The organism is Allobosea lupini, from assembly GCF_900109525.1.
Lineage (GTDB): Bacteria > Pseudomonadota > Alphaproteobacteria > Rhizobiales > Beijerinckiaceae > Allobosea > Allobosea lupini.
On the sequence record NZ_FOAN01000005.1, the window covers coordinates 14,105 to 35,519 of the forward strand.

Sequence of the window (21,415 nt, forward strand, 5' to 3'; positions counted from 1 at the left end):
GCCGGTCAGGCCTTCTCCATCGGCGGCACCTTGAAGGTCTCGACCGTCGAGGCACCGCCGGCGAGCAGCGTCTCCCATTCGGCCTCGGCCTTCACCCGCGCCAGGCACGGCGCGAGCTTCGCCTCGACTAGGCCATGAGGCACGAAGACGAGGCCGTCATCGTCGCCGACGACGAGGTCATGCGGCTGGACGGCGACGCCGCCGAAGACGATCGGCCCGTTGACGATCCCGCGCTCCATGGAGGACGGGCCGCGCGGCATGATCCAGCGCGAAAAGAAGACGAAGTCCGGCCATTGCGACACCGGCCCGACATCGCGCACCGCACCGTCGACCACGACGCCGGCAATGCCCTTGCGCCGGGCGGCACCGCCAAGCAGGTCGCCGATCATCGCCGCATCCTTGCGCCCGCCAGCCGCGACCACGATGACATCGCCGCGCTCGGCCACGTTGATCGCATGATGCACCGGCCCGTAATCGGCCGGCTCGCACCAGGCGGTGATCACCTGGCCGACCAAACGCTTGCCCGGCGCGAAGGACCGGGTCGGCCGGATGGCCGGATCGGCATGGCCGCTGCCGCCGAGCTGGTCGGCGATCACCGAGCTCGGCACCGCCTGCCAGGCGTCGATCAGGGCTTGCGGCAGGCGCGGATGGGCGGGCGTGGCGAGACGGGTCGGCATCGGCGTTTCCTCGGCTTTTCTTTAAGTCAACTCAGGCCGCCCGGCCGGGCCGCTCGGCGAGCAGGCGGCGCACCGCCCGCTCCAGCCGAAGCACACCCTCGACCAGCACCTCCGGCGGCGAGCGGGTGAAATTGACCCGCATCGCGCTCTTCAAGGCGCCAGACGGGTCGAATACGCTCGACGGCACGAAGGCGACGTTCTCGGCCAGAGCGTGAGTGTAGAGCGCATCGGTGTCGATCGCCTCGTCCTTGGCCCGCATCCAGACGAACATACCGCCCGGCGGCACCTCCCACTCGAACCAGTCGGAGAGATGCGTGGTTGCCGCGGCGCAGAGCGCATCGCGCCGCTCGCGATAGGTCGCGACGATCTTCGGGATGTGCTGCGCCTCGAAATTGCTCTCGATCATCTCCAGCGCGATCGCCTGCGTCAGCAGGCTGGAGGCGATATCGGTCGACTGCTTGGCCAGCGCCAGCGTCGCAATCAGCGAGGCCTCGGCCACGACCCAGCCGACGCGCAGGCCCGGCGCCAGGCTCTTCGACAGCGTGCCGAGATAGATCACCGGCCCGGCATAGGCACCGTTCGGATGGCGCTGCGCATGGTGGGCGAGAAGGCTCGGCCCGGCCGGCCCGTCGAACTGCAGCGGCAGATAGGGGTCATCCTCGAGCAGCCAGGTCCCGGCCGCCTCGACCTTGTCGAGCAGGGCAGCGCGCTGATCCTGCGGCACCAGCACGCCGGTGGGGTTGGAATAGTTCGGCACGGCATAGACGAACTTGGCCTGGCGTAGCGCCGCATCCTGGCCGGGCGCCTCCAGGCTCCAGTCGAGCCTCTCATAGCGCGGCATGCGCGGGCGCCAGGCGTCGAGCGCTCCGAGATAGGTCGGGAACTGCGAGAGGATCAGCTCGCCGGGGTCGACCAGCGTTTTGCCGACGAGGTCGAGCCCCTGCATCGCGCCCGTCGTCAGAAGCACGTTCTCAGGTCCGAAGCGGCGCCCGGTCGCGGCGCTGAAGCGCTCGGCGATCGCCGCCCGCAGCGCCGGCAGCCCTTCGATCGCCCCGTATTCGAGGATCTGCGTGCCCCAGCGCGTCAGCGCCCGCTCCTGGGCGGCGGCGATCGCCTCGACCGGATAGATTTCGGAGGCAGGCAACCCGCCGGCGAGGCTGACGACATCCGGCCGCCCGCCGATCGCCATGAACTGCTGGGTGATGCTGTTGCCGGTCGAGAGCCAGCTGGCAAAAGCCGGCCGAGGCGAAGGAGATTGCGTCATCGAAACTCTGCTGAAGACGAGATCGGGCGAAGCTATAGACCCGCGCCGCGGCGAGAAACCCGCTTGGACGCATGGCTGCGCGCCTTATCCGAACGTCTGGCGCGACTTCCGCGAACCACTGGCGTTATCTTCGCTGCAGTGCAACAATCGAGATTGCACGAGCACGGCAAGACGGCACGGCAGGGAGCGACCATGAACGCGATCGATCCGCTTCGGAATCAGGCCCAGCGCGACAAGCCCTGGATCTTCCGGACCTATGCCGGCCATTCCGACGCGTCCGAATCGAACAAGCTCTACCGGACCAATCTCGCCAAGGGCCAGACCGGCCTCTCCGTCGCCTTCGACCTGCCGACCCAGACCGGCTACGACCCCGACCATGTGCTCTCGCGCGGCGAGGTCGGCAAGGTCGGCGTTCCGATCACCCATCTCGGCGACATGCGGGCGCTGTTCGACCAGATTCCGCTGGCGCAGATGAACACCTCGATGACGATCAATGCGACGGCGGCCTGGCTGCTCTCGCTCTACATCGCCACCGCCGACGAGCAGGGCGCCGACCGCGCTGCCTTGCAGGGCACCACCCAGAACGACCTCGTCAAAGAATACCTGTCGCGCGGAACCTATGTCTTCCCGCCGCGCCCCTCGATGCGATTGACCACCGACATCGTCGTGTTCACGGCGCGCGAACTGCCGAAATGGAACCCGACGAACGTCTGCTCCTACCATCTGCAGGAGGCCGGCGCCTCCCCGGTGCAGGAGCTATCCTTCGCCTTGGCGACCGCGATCGCCCTGCTCGAGTCGATCAGGGCCCGGCCGGAGGTCGCGCCCGAGGAGTTCGGCAGCGTCGTCGGCCGCATCTCCTTCTTCGTCAATGCCGGCATGCGCTTCGTCACCGAGCTTTGCAAGATGCGGGCTTTCGTCGACCTCTGGGACGAGATCACGCTGAAGCGCTTCAGCGTCTTGGAGGGGCAGCATCGCCGCTTCCGCTATGGCGTGCAGGTCAACTCACTCGGGCTGACCGAGCCGCAGGCCGAGAACAATGTCTACCGCATCCTGATCGAGATGCTGGCGGTGACATTGTCGAAGAAGGCCCGCGCCCGCGCCGTGCAGCTCCCGGCCTGGAACGAGGCGCTCGGCCTGCCCCGCCCCTTCGACCAGCAATGGTCGCTGCGTATGCAGCAGGTGCTGGCCTATGAGACCGATCTGCTCGAATTCGGCGACATCTTCGACGGCTCGAAGGAGATCGACGCCAAGGTCGCGGAACTGAAGGCGGCCGCGCTGGAGGAGTTGGCGAAGATCGACGCCATGGGCGGTGCGCTCGCCGCGGTCGAGAGCGGCTACATGAAGATGGCGCTGGTCGAGAACGGCGCGCGCCGCATCGAGGCGATCGAGCGCGGCGAGCAGATCGTCGTCGGCGTCAACAAGTTCACCACCAGCGAGCCCTCGCCGCTCTCGGCCGGCGACGGCGCCGTCGTCACAGTGCCGGATTCGGTCGAAACCGAGGCGGTGGGCCGGCTGAAGGCCTGGCGGGCCGCGCGCGACGGCAAGGCGGTCGAAGCCGCACTCACCGAGCTCGCCAGCGCGGCGAAAGAAGACCGCAACGTGATGCCGGCGTCGATCGCCTGCGCCAAGGCCGGCGTCACCACCGGCGAATGGGCGCAAACGCTGCGCGAAATCTTCGGCGAATACCGCGCCCCGACCGGCGTCGACACCACCAAGCTCGGCGACGACGCCGGGCTCGCCACTGTCAAGGCCGCCGTCGCCAAGGCGGCCGAGCGGCTCGGCCGCCCACCTCGTTTCCTCGTCGGCAAACCCGGGCTCGACGGCCACTCGAACGGCGCGGAGCAGATCGCGGTGCGTGCCCGCGATGCAGGCATGCAGGTCTCCTATGGCGGCATCCGCCAGACGCCCGAGGAGATCGTGACGCAGGCCAGGGAGACGCAAGCCGACATCATCGGGCTTTCCATCCTTTCCGGCTCGCATCTGCCGCTGGTGCGCGACGTCACCGCCCGGCTGCGCGTCGCCGGCATGGACGTTCCCGTCGTCGTCGGCGGCATCATTCCGCCTGACGACGAGAACGCGCTGAAGAACATGGGCGTGGCGCGCGTCTATACGCCCAAGGACTTCGCCCTCGACGGCATCATCGCCGACGTCGCCGGGCTCTCGGCGAAGAAGGGCTGAGGGCTAGGATCATTGAGTTCGCAATAGGTTAGGGCTCTACAGCAATCATCGTCATCCCGGACAAGCGGCGTAGCCGCGCCGATCCAGGATCCATTCCGGAGCCTTTCCGAAATAGGTTCCGGAATGGATCCTGGGTCTCCCTCTGGTCGCCCGGGATGACCAGCGCTTTTTAAGGCGGGACAAGCGCATGACCCGACCGGCGTCCCCAGCTCTCCGCCGGCGCGAAAAGAGCTCAGGCTTCCCCAAGCGCGTGCGGATGATTATCGTCCCGAAACCGCTCCGATTGTCGCCATAGTCCTGGCGCTGATCGGGCTGGAAGGCGGCAGGCGGCAGGGCCGCCAGGGATTCGCTGAGGAGAGGAATGAGCGCATGCCCGCATGGCTGCAGACCAATTTGACCGGGACCAACATCCGCGCCGCCTTCATCGGCGCCGTGGGCCTTGCCCTGGCGGGGCCCGCCGCGGCTCAGACGATGGGCTTCGACCCCAGCGATTTCGGCAAGGTGAGCATGCCCCGGCGCCAAAGCACCGGCGACGCCGCCACCCACATCGAGAACAACAAGGGTGCCTTCGAGCCGATCGCGGAGCTCGACCAGCGCGATCCGCTCGCCAGGATGGCCAAGCCCGTCGGGCGCATCGACATCCTGCTGAAGGACAACAAGACCGGCAAGCAGTCAGGCGCCCATTGCACGGGTGAGTTGCTCCCCGGCGACTATGTCCTCACCAACCATCACTGCCTGCCGCAGAGCGGCGAGATGACACCGGTGCGCGCCATCATCGTCATGGATTTCCTGACGCAGGATGGAAAAGGCGCCAAGGTCTTCGAGCTCGACCCCAAGCCCGTCGAGTTCAATGCCAATCTCGACTACGCCATCGCCAAAGCGAAGGGCAATCCGACCGCGACCTATGGTTCGGTCAAGCTCGCGGCGACGCCGACCGGCGGCGCCCCCTCGCTCATGGTGATCCACCACCCGGCAGGGCGGCCGAAAGTGATGAGCCGCTTCCGCTGCATGGCGACCCGCCAGCAGGGCGACGCAGCCGAGATGCGCCATCGCTGCGACACGCTCGGCGGCTCGTCGGGCTCGCTGCTCTACAACGCCGGCAATGCGGGCATCGCGCTGCACAAGCAGGGCGGCCTCGCTCCCAACGACCCCAACAGCTACAACACCGCGACCAGCATGACCGCACTGCTCCAGGCCAGCCCGCTGCTGCGCAAGATGGCCGGCGCGGGCGGGCAGGCCCCGGCCGCGGACGGCGGCGGCGCGGTCGCGTCTGGCGGCGGTCAGGACGACCAGCCGAGCTCGACCGAGCGCAGCAGCGTGCGCGGCTCCGACAATCTCGACACCGACGGGATGAACTCGCTGCTGAAGAACTGAGGCGGGTTCGTCATTCCGGGGCGCCTTGGAACGGCGAACCCGGAACCCATGACCACGACGATTCTCCAGCGCCTCATGCTCGCCCTTGTGGCGAGCATCCACGTCTTGAACACCGAGTTTGATCAACGAAGCGAAGACGTGGATGGTCGGGACAAGCCCGACCATGACGGAAGGGGCAGGCGTCAGCCCTGCTCGCCGTGGCTGCGCCCGTAAGGGCTGCGCGTCGGCGAGTGCCAGCCCGCGAGTGCGGCAGGGTCGGCCTCGTAGATCTCGACCTTGAGCGGATGGCAGACGGCGACGTCACTTGAATGGGTCTGGCCGCAATCGCCGCCTGGACAGGCCGAGATCGCCCCGAGCAGATCGATCTCGGCGAAGAATTCGAGGAAATCGCCGGGCCGGACCGGGCTCGCCTTCATGAAGTACTGCTGCGTGTCACGGGTGAAGCCCGTGCACATGAAGACGTTGAGCACGTCATGGACGTGATGTTCGACCTCACGTGCCGGCAGCCCCCTTGCCTTTCCCAGCGCGCGGGCGAGGTTCGAATGGCAGCAATGATGGTAGTCGCCGCCATCGCCGAGCAGCCGGTGGGTATAGGGATCGCAGCGCGTGCCGATCACGTCGTGCACGCCGGCGCCATCCTGGTCGAAGCCGTACCAGCCGAGCGTGTCATGGGTGATCGTCGCCATCGGCCGCAGATGCGGCAGGTTGCTCCAGAGCCGGTCGCCCAGTCCGACATGGGTCGCGTGCAGGGCGCGCGTCTTGCCGCTGAAGAAGCGCTCGTCGAGATCGTCCGCGTTCCATAGATTGAGGTCGCCGACCTGCGGCCCCTCGATGCTGACGACCCGAAAGAAGTGGCCCTTCGGCACGCGGAAACTGCCGGCCTCGCGCGGCGGCACAATGATCTCGTCGCGCTTGGTCAAGGTCCGGCGTGCACGCGCCAGCATCGCCATGTCGGCCCCCGGCAGGCTGCCATTGGGGTAGACCACGACCGGCGGCTTGCGCCGACGCTCCTCCGCATCGGCGGGGGCGATCACCTGCGAATCCATGGCCATGACGTGCTCCGCCGACTGATATGTCCGCGGTTTTCTATCGGGACCGACGAGCCCGGTCCAGACTGCGACATGTCAGGCCAGCCCGTTGCTCTTCAGCGTCTGGTAGGCCTTGAGGATTTCCTGCAGCCGGCCTTCGCGTGAGCGGTCGCCGCCATTGGCGTCGGGGTGGAAGCGCTTTACCAGTTCCTTATAGCGCGCCTTGATCGCGGCGCGGTCGGCGCTCTCGTCGAGGTCGAGCGTCTCCAGCGCCTTCTTGGCGAGGACACCGACTCTGGGCTCGGCCCGTTCCTGCTGGCGGCCGGCGCGGCCACGGAACAGGTTGAAGGCATCCTGCATCTCCGGCCCGCCGGCCTCGCGCCCGCGCTGCGCCATCCGCGCGGCGCTGGCATTGACGCCGAGCTTCCAGGTCGGCCGGTGGCCGATCTCCTCCTGCTTGGCATAGGCCGCGAGCGCCTCGTCGTTCATGCCGGCGAAGTAATTGTAGGTGGCGTTGTAGGCCTTCACATGCTCGAGGCAGAACTGGAAGAACTTGCCTTCCTTGCCGCGCCCCATCGGCGCGCGGAACTCGCCCGCCTTCGTGCAACCCGGATGGTCGCAAAGACGCGCATCGGCCTCGACCACCTCTTCCGCCTCGGAAGGGCCGATCCTGATCCGGTCGAAAAGGCGCGAGCTGAAGTTCATCGTCTCATGGTTATGCGGGTTGAACGCTGCGCCGACAAGCCGACCGCCGCGCGGATCGCTCCGCGCCTGCAGCAAGCCGATCGCCTTGGCGGCAGCTTGACCCTGATTGCTTAAGGAACCCGGTTCAGCCGAAGCGGCCGGGATGCCCCCTAGATAGTATTTCCACGCTTCAAACTCAACGGCCGCGCGCCGCATCGCCCCGGTCGCGAGTGCGGGCTTCGACATGAGAGCCCGGAGAATCCGGCTCCAATGAGGCAGCGCTGCACACGCTCGATCTTGACCGTCGAGCGCGAATGGGTGTTCTCGCCACCAAGGGGCGTCAGCGCTCCATCTACTCACGAAAGAAGCATCCATGCCGACCATGGCCGACCGGATCGCCGGCAAGCTCACCGCGCAGCTGGCACCGGAGCATCTCAGGGTGATCGACGAATCCCACCAGCATCATGGCCATGCCGGCTGGCGCGAGGGCGGCGAGACGCATTTCCGAGTCGAGATCGTCTCGCCCGCCTTCTCCGGCAAGAGCCGGCTCGAACGCCATCGCCTGGTCAACGCCGCGCTCTCCGAGGAACTCGCCGGTAGCGTGCACGCACTGGCGATCGCGGCGCGTGCCCCGGGCGAGGCCTGAACCTCAGGCCGCCTTGCGCTCCGGCGCAGCCAGATAGATCGCGGTCGAGACAAGCAGCAGCGCCGCGAAGCCCCAGTGCATGTTGGCGAAGGCGAGTGCGGCATCGCGCCCATCGGCCCGCTGCGCCGCGACGAACCAGCCGGAGCCCCACTGGATCAGCCCCGCCCCGGCGATGAACAGGAAATTGACGAAAGTCATGCCGCGCCCGACCAGATGCGCCGGGAAGAACTCACGCGCATGCGCCATCAGGATCGCATAGGTGAAGCCTGTGCCACCAACGATCGCAAAGAGCAGGATGGCGCCGGCCAGCGACTGCGCACCGATCACTGCCAGGAGTGCGAATCCGATACCCGTAGCTACGGTGCCCCAGGCGACCAGCGCCTTGCTGCGGCCCGCCCGCTTCTGCAACGCACCATAGACGAAGGCGCCGACGACCATCATCGTCGCCATGCCCAGCGCGGCATGGCCGGCGGCGATGCCATCGAGCCCGTGCACCTGCATCATGTAAGGCGCGATCCACAGGCCGCGCGCCGTTGCGATTATGGCGTAGCCGACGAGAGTGATCGGCGCGAGCAGCCAGAGCGGTCCGATCGCGGCGATGCTCTTCAGACCCTGCAACAACCCCTCATGCTTGCCCGAGGCGTCGGTGACCTCAGGTGGATCGCGCACCAGCACTGCTGCGAGCACAGTTGCGAGCAGGAAAGCCACGGCGAAGGCGAGCATGGTCGGGCGCCAGCCATAGGCTTGGGCCGCCAGCGCCAAAGGCGCAGCACCGACGAGATTGCCGAGTGAGCCGAGGCCGATGAAGATCGAGGTCAACAGGCCGAAGCGTGCCGGCGCCTGCGTCCGCGCGAACAGATAGAGCGACGACATGAAGATCGGCGAGCAGCCGATTCCGACCAGCGCCATCGCGGCTGTGGCGGTATTGGCGCTGCCGGCCTGCGCGAACAGGAAGGCGCCGACGCTGCCGACCGCCATGGTCACCGCCACCGTCCGGCGCGGCCCGAGCCGATCGAGCGCCCAGCCGACCGGGAACTGCGCCAGCGCGAAAGCCATGAACCAGGCGGCGCCGAGCATGCCGAACTCCGCTGGCCCGATGCGCAGGTCGCCCATCACCGGCGCGGCGATCACGCTCAGGAAGGAGCGATAGAAGATCGACAGCACATAGGCAGGCAGCAGCGCGAAGAAGATGATCACGCCGCCCCTCCGGCCAATTTCTGGATGACCGCCGACGTGAGTTCGCCGGCAGCCCCTCGCCTCACTTCACCCGCTCGAGCACCGAGACGTAATTGGCGACGGCAGCGCCGCCCATGTTGAAGATGCCACCGAGGCGGGCATCCTTCACCTGCATGCCCTCCGGCGCCTCGCCGACGAGCTGCATAGCGGAAAGCACATGCATGGAGACGCCGGTCGCGCCGATCGGATGGCCCTTGGCCTTGAGGCCGCCGGAGACGTTGACCGGCAGCTTGCCGTCCTTCTGGGTCCAGCCTTCCTTGATGGCGCGGGCGCCATCGCCTTCCTTGGTCAGGCCCATCGCCTCGTATTCGATCAGCTCGGCGATGGTGAAGCAGTCATGCGTCTCGACGAAGGAGAGATCGTCGAGCGCGACGCCGGCAGCGGCCAGCGCCTGCTGCCAGGCGCGCGCGCCGCCCTCGAACTTCAGGATGTCGCGACGCGACAGCGGCAGGAAGTCCTGGACATGGGACATGCCGCGGAAGCCGACGGCGCGGCGCATGCTCTTGGCGGTCTCCTCGTCGGCGAGCACCAGCGCGGCGGCGCCGTCCGAGACCAGCGAGCAGTCGGTCCGCTTCAGCGGGCCGGCGACGTAAGGGTTCTTCTCGCTCTCCTCGCGGCAGAAGGCGTAGCCGAAATCCCTGCGCATCTGGGCATAGGGGTTGTCGACGCCGTTCTTGTGGTTCTTCGCAGCTATCATGGCGAGCGCATCCGACTGGTCGCCATGGCGCTGGAAATAGGACGAGGCGATCTTGCCGAAGACACCGGCAAAGCCACCCTGAACGTCGCTCTCCTGCGCGAGATAGGAAGCCTTCAGCAGGTTCTTGCCGATCTCCGGGCCAGGCGTCGTGGTCATCTGCTCGACGCCAACGACCAGCACGACCTTGGCCGCCCCGGCCTTGATGGCACGTACGCCCTGATGGACCGCTGCCGAGCCGGTGGCGCAGGCGTTTTCGACGCGGGTCGCCGGCTTGAAGCGCAGCGCCGGGTCGGCCTGCAGCACGAGCGAGGCAGTGAAGTCCTGGGCCGAGAAACCGGCGTTGAAATGCCCGAGCACGATTTCGTCGACCTGGTCGGCGGTGATGCCGGCATCGATCAGCGCGTCGGTGGCGACGCGCACGATCAGGCTCTCGACGGTCTCGGTATCCTGCTTACCGAAAGGCGTGTGGGCCCAGCCGACGATTGCAGCGCTCATAGCCATCTCCTGGTTGATGTGCAGATACACTACATCTGCCTCCACGCACCCGTGGCCACAAGCCATCAAGCGCGCATTCCTCCTGTGCGAGGAAAGGCCAACGAAACCGGGCGAAGTCAAGCGGATCAAGAGCCCGCGGCGAGCGAGCGCCGACCGGCCCTGCGGTCAGGACATGACGAGATGTCGCGCGACCCCCTCGCGCGACTTCCGACCCGCAAGGCTAGCGCAGCGTCTTTTCGACCTCCGACAGTGCCTTGTCCTTCCGGCACGCAGCCAGCGGGCGCGCCTTGGCCGAGACGATCTCGATGACGTTCTTCTCCTCGGCGTCCACCTTCACCGTCATGCAGGCGCAGCCATAGCCATAGCTGCCATTGCCGCTCTTGCGCCATTCGCCCGCCTTGTAGGGCGGCGGCCAGTCGCCCTTCGCCTGATGCCCGCCCTGCACGGCGATCGTCCACTCGCCGTCCCTGTCGTAGAGCGAGGCATTGCCCGGGCTCGGATTGTCGAGCCAGCCGCAGCGCTGCGCGCTGCCTGGCTGCTGCGCCATGGCGACGCCGGCCGCAAAGATGAGGGTGGCCGCAGCAGCGGCCACTGACCGGCCGATCATTGGAAGAACCTCGACTGGCTGGTGAACCGGGCTCCCGGCAGCGGCATGCCGGCGAGGCTGGAATCGATCGGTGGCGCGAAGGTGATGGGCCGGTTCGGTCCGGCCGCCAGCAGCACCGCCTCGAACACTTCGGCGATCGCAGCGATGTCCTTGGCGTGGTCGGATCCGTTCACCATGGCGCGCGCGCCGACATAGTTGCGGGACTTGCCGCTGAAATAGGTCGAGAACTTCCGGCCATTGGCGAACCCATCGCCGGTGAGCATGCCATGCGACATCACCGCATAGGCGATGGCGGGGGTCTTCACCAGTTCCGGGTCGAGCAGCAGATTGAGCCCCTGCCCGATCGCGGCGCCGGTCGTGGCATAATTCGACCACCAGGTCAGCTGGACATAGCCACGCCCGAAATAGGCGAGCTCGGTGCCGGTATCGTCATTGTAGGCCTTGACCGCGGCGCCGCCATCGACAGTGCCCATCTTGGCACCCTTGGTCAGCTTCGAGATCGCACCGCTTGCGGTGATCTTGAACTGGTCGCCATCCTGCTCGGTGACGCGGACGCTGCCATCGGCGAGCGTAGCGACCTTGACCGGCTCGTGATATTTGCGGCCCTTGCCATGGCCGACCTCGTCGACCGGCGCCATCGTCATCAGCCAGGCGCGACGCTTCAGCATCACCGCATTGCCCGCTTTGTCGACCAGCGGCTTGCCCTTCTTGTTCTTGGCCTGGACGAACTGCGTGACCGGGCTCGTCGTCTCCCAGGCGACGGTCGCCAGCATATAGGCCGCCCAGCGGATATCGGTGATGCTGGAGTCCCTGTTGATCAGGCGGAGCAGCACCAGCAGGTCGGGAATCGCATTGGCGTTGTAGCGCGGCTTCTTGCCGAAACGGTCCCGGAATTCCCGCTCGAAGATGCGTTCGTCGTAGGTTCCGACGTAGTGATAGGTAGCCGCCATCATCCATCTCCATAGGCCCGTCGGTTCGGGCGTAAGGAGCGACTGCGACAAATAAGTGGCTCGGTTTTTTAAATCGCCAGCAGCAGTAGAGCACCGACGCCGGCGACGATCATCGCCATGCCCAAGAGCTCGCGCCAGCTCGTGCCTTCAGAGAAGATCCGGCGCGAGGCGATCTGCGCCAGCGGCACCTCGACCAGCGCAAGCGTGCGGACATTGGCCGCCGTGGTCAACGAGAAGCCGAGGAACCAGCATTGCGAGGCAGCAGCGCCGAGGAAGCCGGCAGTGAGCGAGCGACGCCAGTTGCGCAGGCTGAGGATCAGCGCCGGACGGTTGGCGACGAGCATGTAGAGCGTCAGGAGCAGGGTCTGCAGCGCCAGGCCAAGAGCGAGGATCGTCGTCGCCCGCATCAGGAAGTGCCCTTCCGGCAGCGTCTGGATCGCCCCGCGGAAGCCGATCGCCGACAGCGCGAAGGCGGCGCCGGCACCGATCCCGAGCGCAGCCGGCCGCATCCCTGCCGCGCTGAGCTTGTCGCCCGGCTTCCACGACATCAGCACGACGCCGGCCGTCGCGACGACGATCGCCGCGAACTTCGGCCAGCCTAGCGCGTCGCCGAGCAGCGCCGCCCCGAACAGCGCGACCTGCACTGGCTCGGTCTTGGTGTAGGCTGTCGTCACCGCGAAGGAGCGCTCGCGCATCGCCGCCAGCATCAGCGCGGTGGCGAGAATCTGCGTCAGCGCACCGAAGACAGCGAAGCCGAAGGCACGCAGATCGGGCATCGGCGGCAGGGCGCCGCTCGCGAGGCAGACCAGAACGAGGAAGAGCAGCGCGAAGGGCAGGCCGAACAGGAAGCGCACCTGCGTCGCCCCGACGACGCCGATCACCTCCGTCAGCGAGCGCTGGGTCAGGTTGCGCGCGGTCTGGAGCAGCGAGGCGGCAAGCGTCACCGGTATCCACAGAAGGCTGAAGCTCACGCGCGGAGGTCCCGTAGAAAGAGCACCGCATTGCTTTGGACCGCCACGCCACGCTAGGCAAATCACCCGATGAAGGGTAGGTATGCGTCATGAGCGAGGCAGGATTGTCGCCCGCCGTCTCGAAAATGCCTCAAGCGTCGCGTTGAAGCCCCAGGCCCCCGCCAAGACAGGTTCAGACCTCAGCCGATGATCTCATTCCGTCTCGCCGCCGGCGCCACGCTCGCCACGCTCCTCGCTGCCGCCGTCCCGGCGCAAGCCGGCACCAGCATCGTGGTCGACGCCTCGAGCGGCGCCGTCCTGTCGAGCGAGAACCCGACCCAGGCCTGGCATCCGGCCTCCACCACCAAGATGATGACGCTCTATCTCGCGCTCAAGGCCGTGCGCGAGGGCAGGATCGGACTTGAGACCGCGATCCCGGCCTCGAAGCTCGCCGCCAGCCAGCCGCGCGTGAAGGTCTATATCAAGGCCGGCCAGGAGATCACGCTCGACAACGCCATGCGCATCATGATGGTGAAGTCGGCCAACGACATCGCCTATGTCATCGCCGAGGGTGTCGGCGGCAATGTCGAGACCTTCGTCTCGATGATGAACGCCGAGGCCCAGCGGCTCGGCATGAACGACACGCATTTCGTCAACCCGAATGGCTGGCACCATCCTGACCAGCAGAGCAGCGCCCGCGACCTCGCCGTGCTCGCCATGGCCCTGATGAGCGAGTTCGGCCGCTACTCCGATTACTGGAACACCGGCGCGGTCCAGCTCGGCAAGCAGGTGCTCAACAACACCAACGGACTGGTCGGCCGCTATTACGGCGTCAGCGGCATGAAGACCGGCTTCGTCTGCGCCTCCGGCTTCAATGTCGTCACCACCGCCACGCGCAATGGCCGCACGCTGATCGCCGTCGTGATGGGCGCCAGCTCCGGTGCGGAGCGCACCGTCAAGGCAGCGCAATTGCTCGACGACGGCTTTGGCAAATGGGGTGGCTTCGGCGGCAGCGTTACCGGCATGCCGTCCGGCAATGGCGGGCGTGCCTACAGCATCTGCGACAGCGTCCGCCGCGGCGGCCACGCGCTCGGCGACGACGCCGAGACATCGGGGCCGATCAGCTTCATTTCGACGAACAGCGGCGTCGGCGGCAATGCCGAGGGAACCTCCGACCGCTTTGCCGCGGCAGTGCCGCAGGGCGGCGGCTCCGGCTCGGTGCTGACCCGCGCCCCCTCCGGCCGCATCACGCTCGGCCCCCGCGCCAAGTTCGAGCCGATCCAGGTTTCCTTCGGCCGCACCCCGGGCTCGGCTTCGGCGCCGCTCGCCGCCAATGTCGTGGCCAGGCCCGACACCCAGGTCGCGCGCGAGACGATCCAGCCGGGCGCGCCCGTCGCCGCCGGCCTCGTCGCCGGCAACCGCACCTTCTCGCGCAATGGCGCGATCCCGCCGGCCTCCTCCGCCTTCGCGCCGGTTGCGCCGACGCAGGAGGAGACGCCCGCTACTGCGGCGCTCGGCTCCGGCCCGATGCGCCTGCAGGGCGCGATCCAGCCCGGCGCCGCGACGCCCGCCAGCCTGCGCCCGGGCGCAGCCGCCGGAATCAAGGCTGCGAACAAGCCGGCTGCCAAGCCATTGCTGACCAGGTCGAAGCAGGAAAAGGCGGAGCCTGCCAAGGCCAAGCCGAGCCAGGCGCAGGCCAAGCCGCTGGCGAAGCCTGCGGCCCGCCCTGGGACGAAGCCCGCCGCCAAGCCTGACGCCTCCAAGCCCGACGCCTGATCCGTCCGGCTGACATGCACGAGCGCGGCGCCTCCTCGGCCCAGCATGGCCTTGCGCTGGCGCTCGGCTCCGCCGCCGCCTTCGGCACCAATATCGTCAGCGCCCAGCTCGCCGGCCATGCCGGATTGAGCGGGCCGCTCATCGTCTTCTACCGCGTCTTCCTGATGCTGGCGCTCGTCATCGGCGCGACGCTGATCTGGCGCGCCAGCCTCGTCGTGCCGCGCCGGCGCTGGTCGGCGCTCGCCTTGTTCGGCCTGAGCACGGCGCTCACCGCTTGCGCCTATCTCTCCTCGGTCGCCTTCCTGCCGATCACGGTGGCGGCCGTGGTGTTTTATACCTTTCCCATCCTGATCGTTCTCGCCGAGCCGTTCCTCTCCCCAGCCCGCTTCAGCCTCGACCGGGTCGTGATCGCGCTTGTCGCCTTTCTCGGCGTCGCCATGGTGGTCGGGCCCGACTGGCACGGGCTCGACCCGCGCGGGCTGGCTCTCGCGCTCGCCGCCAGCGTGCTGGCCGCGGTGCAGTTCTTCTCGGCAGCGCGCTGCGCCGACACCGGCACCATTCCAAAACTGTTCTGGTCGCATCTCGTCATCCTGCCGGTGACGCTGGCGATCCTCGCTCTCACCGGCCTGTTCCAGCTGCCTTCGGCGCTGCTGCTCGCACCGGTCGCGGTCGCGGTGACGATCGGTGGCTATCTGATCGGCTTCCTGCTCCAGGTGATGGCGCTCGCCCGCGTCGCGCCCGGCCCAGCTGCGCTCGCTTTCTGCGCCGAGCCGGTCTTCGCCGTCGCGATCGCCGCGGTCTTCCTCGGCGAGCGCGTCGGCGCGCTGCAATATGCCGGCGGCGCCCTTGTCGTCGCCGCGATCATCGCCAATGTAATATTGGAACAAAAGCGAGCCCGCCGATTGCCGGCGGTGGCCGTGTAGGGAAGCTGACCACCGATGTCCGAGCAGTCCGTCCGCCCCGAACAGATCCCGCTGACGCTGCTGACCGGCTTCCTGGGCGCCGGCAAGACCACACTGCTCAACCGGCTGCTCAAGGACCCGGCACTGGCCGACACGGTCGTGCTGGTCAACGAGTTCGGCGAGATCGGCCTCGACCACCTCTTCGTCGAGGGCATCGAGGACGGCATGATCCTGCTCGCCTCGGGCTGCCTGTGCTGCACCATCCGCGACGACCTGATCGTCACGCTCGAGGATCTGCTGCGCCGCCTCGACAATGGCCGCGTAGCGCCGTTCAGGCGCCTGGTGATCGAGACCACCGGCCTCGCCGACCCTGCGCCGGTCCTCAATGTGCTGATCAACCACCCCTATCTCGCCATGCGCTTCAGGCTCGACGGCGTCGTCACGGTGGTCGACGCGGTCAACGGCATGGCCACGCTCGACGCCCACCCCGAGGCGCTCCGCCAGGTCGTCGCCGCCGACCGGCTGGTTCTGAGCAAGACCGATATCGCGACCGACGGCGCAGCGGTCGCGGCGCTGCGCAAGCGGCTGGGCGACCTCAACCCGGGTATTGAAATCCTCGCGCCCGAAGCCCCTGCCGAAGCGATCATCGGCGCCGGCCTCTACGACATCGCCGAACGCCCGGACGACTTGCGCCGCTGGCTCGCAGCGGAAGCGTTGGGCGGCGATGATCACGACCATGACCACGATCATGGCGACGCCGACGGGCACCACCATCATCACGGCGGGGATGGCCATCATCATCATCACCACGACGTCAATCGCCACGACGCCAGCATCCGCGCCTTCACCCTGACCGCCGAGGCGCCGATCCGCGAGGCGACCTTCGACCTGTTCTGGACCCTGCTGCGCTCGACCCATGGCGCCAAGCTGCTGCGACTGAAGGGGCTGGTCGCCCTTGCCGAACACCCCGAAGGCCCGCTCCTCGTCCATGCCGTCCAGCAGATCCTGCACCCGCCGGTGCTGCTGCCGGCTTGGCCCGACACCGACCATTGCTCCCGCCTCGTCCTGATCGTGAGGGATCTGGAAGAAGAGACGGTGGCTCGCCTCTGGTCGGCCTTCCTAGGCCGCGCCGCGCCCGCCCAGTCCGAGCCTCACCACCACCATCACGCCTGACTGGCTCCGAGCACCGGGCTCTCCTGCGTCTTTCCGAGGCAGCCCGCAGGGCTGAGCCCAGAATGACGCCGAGTGGCTATTCTCAACATCCCGACGGCCCGCTTCTTGGTTCGTCACGCGCAGACCCTGTCCCGCCCCGCGTCCACGTGCCGATCCGGCACGGAAGCGCACCGAAGCGGGGCGAGCCGCGAAAGGGCTGCGCCATGCCGAACCTCGCTGCATTCCCGGCTGCGCCGGAGGAGACCGTGCCGAAGACTGCCGTCTCCAGCCCGGCCGGCCTGACGATCGAGCGCCGCCCGCTCGCTGCCTGCGCCGCCATCGAGACCGAATGGCGCGACCTCGCCGGCCGCGCCATCGAGCTGAACCCGTTCTGCGAGCCCGATTTCGCGTTGCCCGCCGCGCAGCATCTCGTCGACTTCCGAGACGTCTCCGTGCTGCTGTTCTGGGATGGCCCCACCGCGCCACGCCGCCTGCTCGGCTTCGTGCCGGCCCGCCTCAGGCGCAGGCTGCTGGGCCAGGACGAGCTGATCGGCTGGAACAATCCCCGGCTCGGCCTCGCCACGCCGCTGATCGACATCGACCAGGTGGAACGCGTCGTTGCTGCCCTGCTCCACGCGCCTGGCCGCTGGGGCCTCGCCGATACGCAGAACCTGCAGCTGAGCCGTCTCGATCTCGACGGCCCGCTGCTGCACGGCCTGTTGCAGGCAGCCCAGCGCACCAGCCATGCCGCTGCCATTGAGCCGGCCTCCGCACCAGCCTCCCCGCCGACGCCGGATCTCGCGGCCCTGCGTCACGGCCTGTCACGCCATGGCAAGCTCTCCTTTGCCGAATCGGCCTCGCGCCAGGACCTGCGCGACATGGTCGAGCTCCATCTGGCGCTCGAAGCCTCTGGCTCGCTGGCGCGCGCCGGCGGCGCTGCGCTTCAGGACATCCGCGAAAGCGCCTTCCTGCGCGCCATGACCCGCAATCTGGCGCGCGGCCATCGCTGCCGGGTCGGCCTGCTGAGCCTCGACGACAAGCCGGTCGCGGGCGCAATCCTGATCGGCAAGAGCCCGCGCCTCTGGCTCTATTCGGGCGCGCAGGACGAGCGCTTCGCCAGCTTCGCCCCGTTGGCCCAGCTCGTCGCCTGGCTCGGCCGCCGCGGCCGCCAGCGCGAGATTCTTGCCGACCTGCCCGGCCTCAACGCCGTCACGCTGTCGCAGCGCCTCGGTGACGTCCGCCTCTCCGTGACGGCGAAAGCTACGCGCCGCCCGACGCCTTTCACCCGGCGTCGCGCAGCAGCCGCCTGATGATCTTGCCGGTGGTGGTCATCGGCAATTCCTCGCGGAACTCGATCTCGCGCGGGTATTCATGCGCCGCGAGCCGCTCGCGCACGAAACCCTGGATCTCCGCGACAAGCTCCGTCGTCGGCGAGTAGCCCGGCTTCGGCACGATGAAGGCCTTGACGATCTCGGTGCGCAGCGCGTCAGGCTTGCCGACCACCGCCGCGAGTGCCACCGCCGGATGGCGCAACAGGCAGTCCTCGATCTCGCTCGGCCCGATCCGGTAGCCTGACGAGGTGATGACGTCGTCGTCGCGGCCGACGAAGCGGATATAGCCCTGCGCATCCTGCGAGCCCTGGTCGCCCGTCGTCATCCAGTCGCCGATGAACTTGGCCTCCGTCGCCTCGGGCTTGCGCCAGTAGTGCAGGAACATCACCGGATCGGGCCGGCGCACCGCGATCTGCCCCTCCTCTTCCGGCTCGCAGATGCTGCCGTCTGGCCGGATCACCGCGACCTCATGGCCCGGCACCGCTTTGCCGATGAAGCCCGGCTTGACCACCCCGATCGCGGCGCAGGAGGCGAGCACGAGATTGCACTCGGTCTGGCCGTAGAACTCGTTGATCGTCAGGCCGAGCTTCTCGCGGCCCCAGGCCAGTGTCTCGGCGCCGAGCGCCTCGCCGCCCGACGCGACCGTGCGCAGCTTGAGATCATAGCGCCCGCGCGGATTCTCGACTGCGCGCAGCATCCGCAACGCCGTCGGCGGGATGAAGCAGTTGCGCACGCCCAGATCCGCCATCAGCCGCAGTGCTTCATCGGGATCGAACTTGGCCGCTGGCCGCGCCACGATCGGGACACCGTGATGCAGCGCCGGCAGGAGATTGTTGAGCAGGCCGCCGGCCCAGGCCCAGTCCGCCGGCGTCCAGAGCAGGTCGCCCGGCTGCGGCAGGAACTCGTGCGGCATCTCAACGCCCGGCAGATGGCCGAGCATCACCCGGTGACCATGCAGCGCACCCTTGGCATTGCCGGTGGTGCCTGAGGTGTAGATCATCAGCGCCGGATCGTCCGGCCCGCTGTCGACCGGCGCGAAATCATCGCTTTCCGCTTCCAGCAGCCGCGCGAGCCCATCAGCCCTTCCGTCCGGCCCGTCGGCCGAGATCACCAGCTCGAGGTCCGGCAGCGGCTCCTCGATCTGGCCGAGCTTGGCAAGCCCGGCCGCATTGGTGATCAGCGCCTTCGCCCCGCAATCGCGCAGGCGGTAGGACAGCGCGTCCGCACCGAACAAGGCCGCCAGCGGCACCGCAATGGCGCCGAGCTTGTAGGCTGCCATATGTGCGATCGGCACCAGGCGCCCTTGCGGCAACAGGATCGCGACCCGGTCGCCTTCGCCGACACCGCGCTTGCGCAGCGCATTCGCAAGGCGGTTCGACTGCACCCGCAACTCGCCATAGCTGACCGGCACGATCGACCAGTCGGGCTGAACCTCCAGGATCGCGATCTTCCCGGGATCGACCGCGGCCCAGCGATCGCAGCAATCGACGCCGATATTGTAGCGCTCCGGAATCCGCCAACGGAAAGCAGCGCGCAGGCGCTCATAGTCACGGATGTCGGGAAGCATGCGGCAGGCCCAGGATGACGGATCGAGCATACGCCGGTCGGCGCCCGCTCTTGCAAAAAGCGGCGCACGATATGCGAAGCCGAAAGCCGCTGTCACCTTGGCCTAAGGTCAACTGCCCGGCCGGTCAGAACGCCCGCTCGGCCTCCGCCGGCAGGAAGCCTTCGGCGAAGGCATTGCCGGCCTTGGCCTTGTCCTTGAAGGAGACAGCCAGCCCGATCTGGTCGAGCCCCTTTTGCCAGCGCGCCTTGTCGATGCTGCCGAAGCCGTTCGCCTTGACGCCCGGCGTCATCACATAGTGGTCGAGCGCCATCTTCAGACGCTCCAGCTCGATCTCGGGACGGGCACCGTCATTGCGCTGGAGCACGCCGGCGATCGCCGCCTCCGGCGCGGCGACGACATCGCGGACACTGCGCGTGATCGCCCGCAGCAGGCCACGCACCGCTTGCGGCTTCTCCGCGATCAGCTTCGGTGAGACGATCACGGCATTGCCGTAGAGCTCGATGCCATGATCGGCCATCAGCAAGGTTACGATATCCTCGGCCGGCACGCCACGCGCCTTCATGTTGATCACGGAGGTGTGGGCAAAGCCGAAGATCGCATCGAGCTCGCCGGAGGCCAGCATCGGCTCGCGCACGGTGAAGCCGATATTCTCGAGCTTGATCTTGGCGTCGTCGATGCCGTTGACCTTCCTGAACACCGGCCATTGCGCGAAGGCGCCGTCCGCGGCGGGAGCGCCGAGCTTCTTGCCTTCCAGGCTCTTGGGATCGCTGCTGATGCCGCGGCTCTTGCGCCCGACGATCGCGAAAGGCGGCCGGTCATAGACCATCATCACCGCCTTGAGATCGATCGTCGGCTTCTCGTCGCGGAAGCGGATCAGCGTATTCACATCACCGAAGCCGGCATCGAAGTCACCGCTTGCGACCCGGGGGATCGCTTCACGCGACCCTGTCCCGGGCTCGATCGTGACGTCCAGCCCTTCGTCGCGGAAATAGCCCTTGTCCAGGGCAGTGAGGAACAGCGCCGCCGGCCCCTCGAAACGCCAATCAAGCGTGAAGCGCAACGGGATGGTGGCAGCTGCGACAGGCGCACTGCGCAAGCCGGCCCAGGCGGCAACACCGGTTCCCGCGAGGAAACGCCCGAACCCGCGCCGGGAGATCGGCGCGCCAGGCAGGGGCATGGCAACGGACATGGCAAACTCCGGAGCGACCATAGCCGACACGGACGCAAGGACCTCTCCGACGGGGCTGACGGAGCACCATACCGGAGACGCAAAGCAACCAAGACTTCCCTAGCCGGCAGGTCAAGCGCCAACACGGCAAGATCGCGGCGAAATCGCGGAAATGGTTACGTTTTTCTGCGGCAGTGCTGCAGGAGTCACAAGGGCAGCGCCCCGTCGGTCTTGACCTCCTCCATCACCGCATAGGTGCGGGTCTCGCGGACGGCCGGCAGCGCCAGCAGCACATCGCCGAGAAAGCGGCGATAGGCGTTCATGTCGGCGACACGGGTCTTGACCAGATAATCGAAGCCGCCGGCGACCATATGGCATTCCAGCACCTCAGGAGCCCGCTTCACCGCTGCGGCAAAGCGCTCGAAGGCGTCGGGCGTCGTCTTGTCGAGATAAACCTCGACGAAGACCAGGAGGTTGAGGCCGAGCTTCACCGGATCGAGCGTCGCGCGGTAGCCGGTGATGAAGCCCTCGCGCGCCAGCCGCTTCAGCCGCTCGCCGGTCGCGGTCGGCGACAGCCCGACCTTTTCCGCCAGTTCGACGCCGGCGGCGCGGCCGTCGTTCTGGAGCAGCGCGAGCAGGCGCCGGTCGGTTCGATCGATAACCGGATTATTCTCTGCCATAGCAATATCCAGCGGGAAAAATCACTATATATTCGCCGAAATCTCCATTGATA

19 protein-coding genes are annotated in these 21,415 nt (G+C 67.6%); 7 read left to right on the top strand and 12 right to left on the bottom strand.

Annotated elements, in window-relative coordinates; genetic code table 11:
• Positions 1-5: 5 nt before the first annotated feature.
• Positions 6-677 carry an RraA family protein gene (locus BMZ21_RS15465; RefSeq protein WP_091836135.1) on the bottom strand — a complete coding sequence of 224 codons (672 nt, stop codon included), beginning with the start codon at positions 675-677 and terminating at the stop codon, positions 6-8.
• A gap of 31 nt (positions 678-708) precedes the next feature.
• Positions 709-1,941, bottom strand: a complete 1,233-nt coding sequence (locus BMZ21_RS15470) for an aminotransferase-like domain-containing protein (RefSeq protein WP_091836138.1) — start codon at positions 1,939-1,941, stop codon at positions 709-711.
• Between the two features lie 192 nt (positions 1,942-2,133).
• Between BMZ21_RS15470 and BMZ21_RS15475 the strand changes: the two genes are divergently transcribed.
• Entirely contained in the window at positions 2,134-4,119 is a 1,986-nt protein-coding gene (locus tag BMZ21_RS15475) for a protein meaA (RefSeq protein ID WP_091836140.1), read from the top strand.
• Between the two features lie 369 nt (positions 4,120-4,488).
• On the top strand, positions 4,489-5,493 hold the full coding sequence (locus BMZ21_RS15480; protein WP_091836143.1) for a trypsin-like serine peptidase: 1,005 nt from the start codon (positions 4,489-4,491) through the stop codon (positions 5,491-5,493).
• Between the two features lie 182 nt (positions 5,494-5,675).
• On the opposite strand, the gene BMZ21_RS15485 is transcribed toward BMZ21_RS15480, so the two are convergent.
• Positions 5,676-6,545: an urea carboxylase-associated family protein gene (locus BMZ21_RS15485; RefSeq protein WP_167561644.1), complete on the bottom strand. Its 870-nt coding sequence runs from the start codon at positions 6,543-6,545 to the stop codon at positions 5,676-5,678.
• Between the two features lie 72 nt (positions 6,546-6,617).
• Entirely contained in the window at positions 6,618-7,301 is a 684-nt protein-coding gene (locus BMZ21_RS15490) for a J domain-containing protein (protein WP_336529820.1), read from the bottom strand.
• A gap of 286 nt (positions 7,302-7,587) precedes the next feature.
• Here BMZ21_RS15490 and BMZ21_RS15495 point away from each other — a divergent pair, with 286 nt between their 5' ends.
• Positions 7,588-7,851 carry a BolA family protein gene (locus tag BMZ21_RS15495; protein WP_091837072.1) on the top strand — a complete coding sequence of 88 codons (264 nt, stop codon included), beginning with the start codon at positions 7,588-7,590 and terminating at the stop codon, positions 7,849-7,851.
• A gap of 3 nt (positions 7,852-7,854) precedes the next feature.
• Here BMZ21_RS15495 and BMZ21_RS15500 read toward each other — a convergent pair whose 3' ends face one another.
• The 5 genes from BMZ21_RS15500 to BMZ21_RS15520 form a co-directional block, all read right to left on the bottom strand.
• A complete protein-coding gene (locus BMZ21_RS15500) occupies positions 7,855-9,048 on the bottom strand; it encodes an MFS transporter (protein ID WP_167561645.1) in 1,194 nt (397 codons plus the stop codon).
• Between the two features lie 61 nt (positions 9,049-9,109).
• The gene (locus tag BMZ21_RS15505) at positions 9,110-10,279 is read right to left on the bottom strand and encodes an acetyl-CoA acetyltransferase (RefSeq protein ID WP_091837074.1); all 1,170 of its coding nucleotides are present in this window, start codon (positions 10,277-10,279) and stop codon (positions 9,110-9,112) included.
• Between the two features lie 220 nt (positions 10,280-10,499).
• On the bottom strand, positions 10,500-10,871 hold the full coding sequence (locus tag BMZ21_RS15510; RefSeq protein ID WP_208862292.1) for a DUF4087 domain-containing protein: 372 nt from the start codon (positions 10,869-10,871) through the stop codon (positions 10,500-10,502).
• An 11-nt stretch (positions 10,872-10,882) separates the two neighbouring features.
• The gene (locus BMZ21_RS15515; protein ID WP_208862293.1) at positions 10,883-11,836 is read right to left on the bottom strand and encodes a glycoside hydrolase family 19 protein; all 954 of its coding nucleotides are present in this window, start codon (positions 11,834-11,836) and stop codon (positions 10,883-10,885) included.
• Positions 11,837-11,904: 68 nt separating this feature from the next.
• Positions 11,905-12,807, bottom strand: coding sequence for an EamA family transporter (locus BMZ21_RS15520; protein ID WP_091836149.1), 903 nt, complete (start codon positions 12,805-12,807; stop codon positions 11,905-11,907).
• 186 nt (positions 12,808-12,993) lie between these two features.
• On the opposite strand from BMZ21_RS15520, the gene BMZ21_RS15525 reads away from it, so the two are divergent.
• From BMZ21_RS15525 to BMZ21_RS15540, 4 genes are all read left to right on the top strand, one after another.
• Positions 12,994-14,562, top strand: a complete 1,569-nt coding sequence (locus tag BMZ21_RS15525; protein ID WP_091836152.1) for a D-alanyl-D-alanine carboxypeptidase family protein — start codon at positions 12,994-12,996, stop codon at positions 14,560-14,562.
• A 14-nt stretch (positions 14,563-14,576) separates the two neighbouring features.
• Complete coding sequence (locus tag BMZ21_RS15530) at positions 14,577-15,485, top strand: EamA family transporter (RefSeq protein ID WP_091836154.1); 909 nt, start codon at positions 14,577-14,579, stop codon at positions 15,483-15,485.
• A 15-nt stretch (positions 15,486-15,500) separates the two neighbouring features.
• Positions 15,501-16,637 (top strand): CobW family GTP-binding protein, encoded by a 1,137-nt coding sequence (locus BMZ21_RS15535; protein WP_091836157.1) that lies wholly within the window; start codon positions 15,501-15,503, stop codon positions 16,635-16,637.
• Between the two features lie 203 nt (positions 16,638-16,840).
• The gene (locus BMZ21_RS15540; protein ID WP_143079720.1) at positions 16,841-17,926 is read left to right on the top strand and encodes a GNAT family N-acetyltransferase; all 1,086 of its coding nucleotides are present in this window, start codon (positions 16,841-16,843) and stop codon (positions 17,924-17,926) included.
• Here the strand turns inward: BMZ21_RS15540 and BMZ21_RS15545 are convergent.
• The 3 genes from BMZ21_RS15545 to BMZ21_RS15555 form a co-directional block, all read right to left on the bottom strand.
• The gene (locus BMZ21_RS15545; RefSeq protein ID WP_091837077.1) at positions 17,898-19,514 is read right to left on the bottom strand and encodes an acyl-CoA synthetase; all 1,617 of its coding nucleotides are present in this window, start codon (positions 19,512-19,514) and stop codon (positions 17,898-17,900) included. The genes BMZ21_RS15540 and BMZ21_RS15545 overlap by 29 nt on opposite strands.
• A gap of 124 nt (positions 19,515-19,638) precedes the next feature.
• Entirely contained in the window at positions 19,639-20,703 is a 1,065-nt protein-coding gene (locus tag BMZ21_RS15550; protein ID WP_244543866.1) for an ABC transporter substrate-binding protein, read from the bottom strand.
• A 185-nt stretch (positions 20,704-20,888) separates the two neighbouring features.
• The gene (locus BMZ21_RS15555) at positions 20,889-21,362 is read right to left on the bottom strand and encodes an Lrp/AsnC ligand binding domain-containing protein (RefSeq protein WP_091836163.1); all 474 of its coding nucleotides are present in this window, start codon (positions 21,360-21,362) and stop codon (positions 20,889-20,891) included.
• Between the last annotated feature and the right edge of the window lie 53 nt (positions 21,363-21,415).

Bases quoted from the DNA above. Each gene is read 5' to 3' on its own strand.
- BMZ21_RS15470 (WP_091836138.1), bottom strand. From the start codon at position 1,941: ATGACGCAATCTCCTTCGCCTCGGCCGGCTTTTGCCAGCTGGCTCTCG.
- BMZ21_RS15480 (WP_091836143.1), top strand. From the start codon at position 4,489: ATGCCCGCATGGCTGCAGACCAATTTGACCGGGACCAACATCCGCGCC.
- BMZ21_RS15485 (WP_167561644.1), bottom strand. From the start codon at position 6,545: ATGGCCATGGATTCGCAGGTGATCGCCCCCGCCGATGCGGAGGAGCGT.
- BMZ21_RS15535 (WP_091836157.1), top strand. From the start codon at position 15,501: ATGTCCGAGCAGTCCGTCCGCCCCGAACAGATCCCGCTGACGCTGCTG.
- BMZ21_RS15550 (WP_244543866.1), bottom strand. From the start codon at position 20,703: ATGTCCGTTGCCATGCCCCTGCCTGGCGCGCCGATCTCCCGGCGCGGG.
- BMZ21_RS15505 (WP_091837074.1), bottom strand. From the start codon at position 10,279: ATGAGCGCTGCAATCGTCGGCTGGGCCCACACGCCTTTCGGTAAGCAG.
- BMZ21_RS15465 (WP_091836135.1), bottom strand. From the start codon at position 677: ATGCCGACCCGTCTCGCCACGCCCGCCCATCCGCGCCTGCCGCAAGCC.
- BMZ21_RS15525 (WP_091836152.1), top strand. From the start codon at position 12,994: ATGATCTCATTCCGTCTCGCCGCCGGCGCCACGCTCGCCACGCTCCTC.
- BMZ21_RS15540 (WP_143079720.1), top strand. From the start codon at position 16,841: ATGCCGAACCTCGCTGCATTCCCGGCTGCGCCGGAGGAGACCGTGCCG.
- BMZ21_RS15475 (WP_091836140.1), top strand. From the start codon at position 2,134: ATGAACGCGATCGATCCGCTTCGGAATCAGGCCCAGCGCGACAAGCCC.
- BMZ21_RS15545 (WP_091837077.1), bottom strand. From the start codon at position 19,514: ATGCTTCCCGACATCCGTGACTATGAGCGCCTGCGCGCTGCTTTCCGT.
- BMZ21_RS15495 (WP_091837072.1), top strand. From the start codon at position 7,588: ATGGCCGACCGGATCGCCGGCAAGCTCACCGCGCAGCTGGCACCGGAG.
- BMZ21_RS15530 (WP_091836154.1), top strand. From the start codon at position 14,577: ATGCACGAGCGCGGCGCCTCCTCGGCCCAGCATGGCCTTGCGCTGGCG.
- BMZ21_RS15555 (WP_091836163.1), bottom strand. From the start codon at position 21,362: ATGGCAGAGAATAATCCGGTTATCGATCGAACCGACCGGCGCCTGCTC.
- BMZ21_RS15515 (WP_208862293.1), bottom strand. From the start codon at position 11,836: ATGGCGGCTACCTATCACTACGTCGGAACCTACGACGAACGCATCTTC.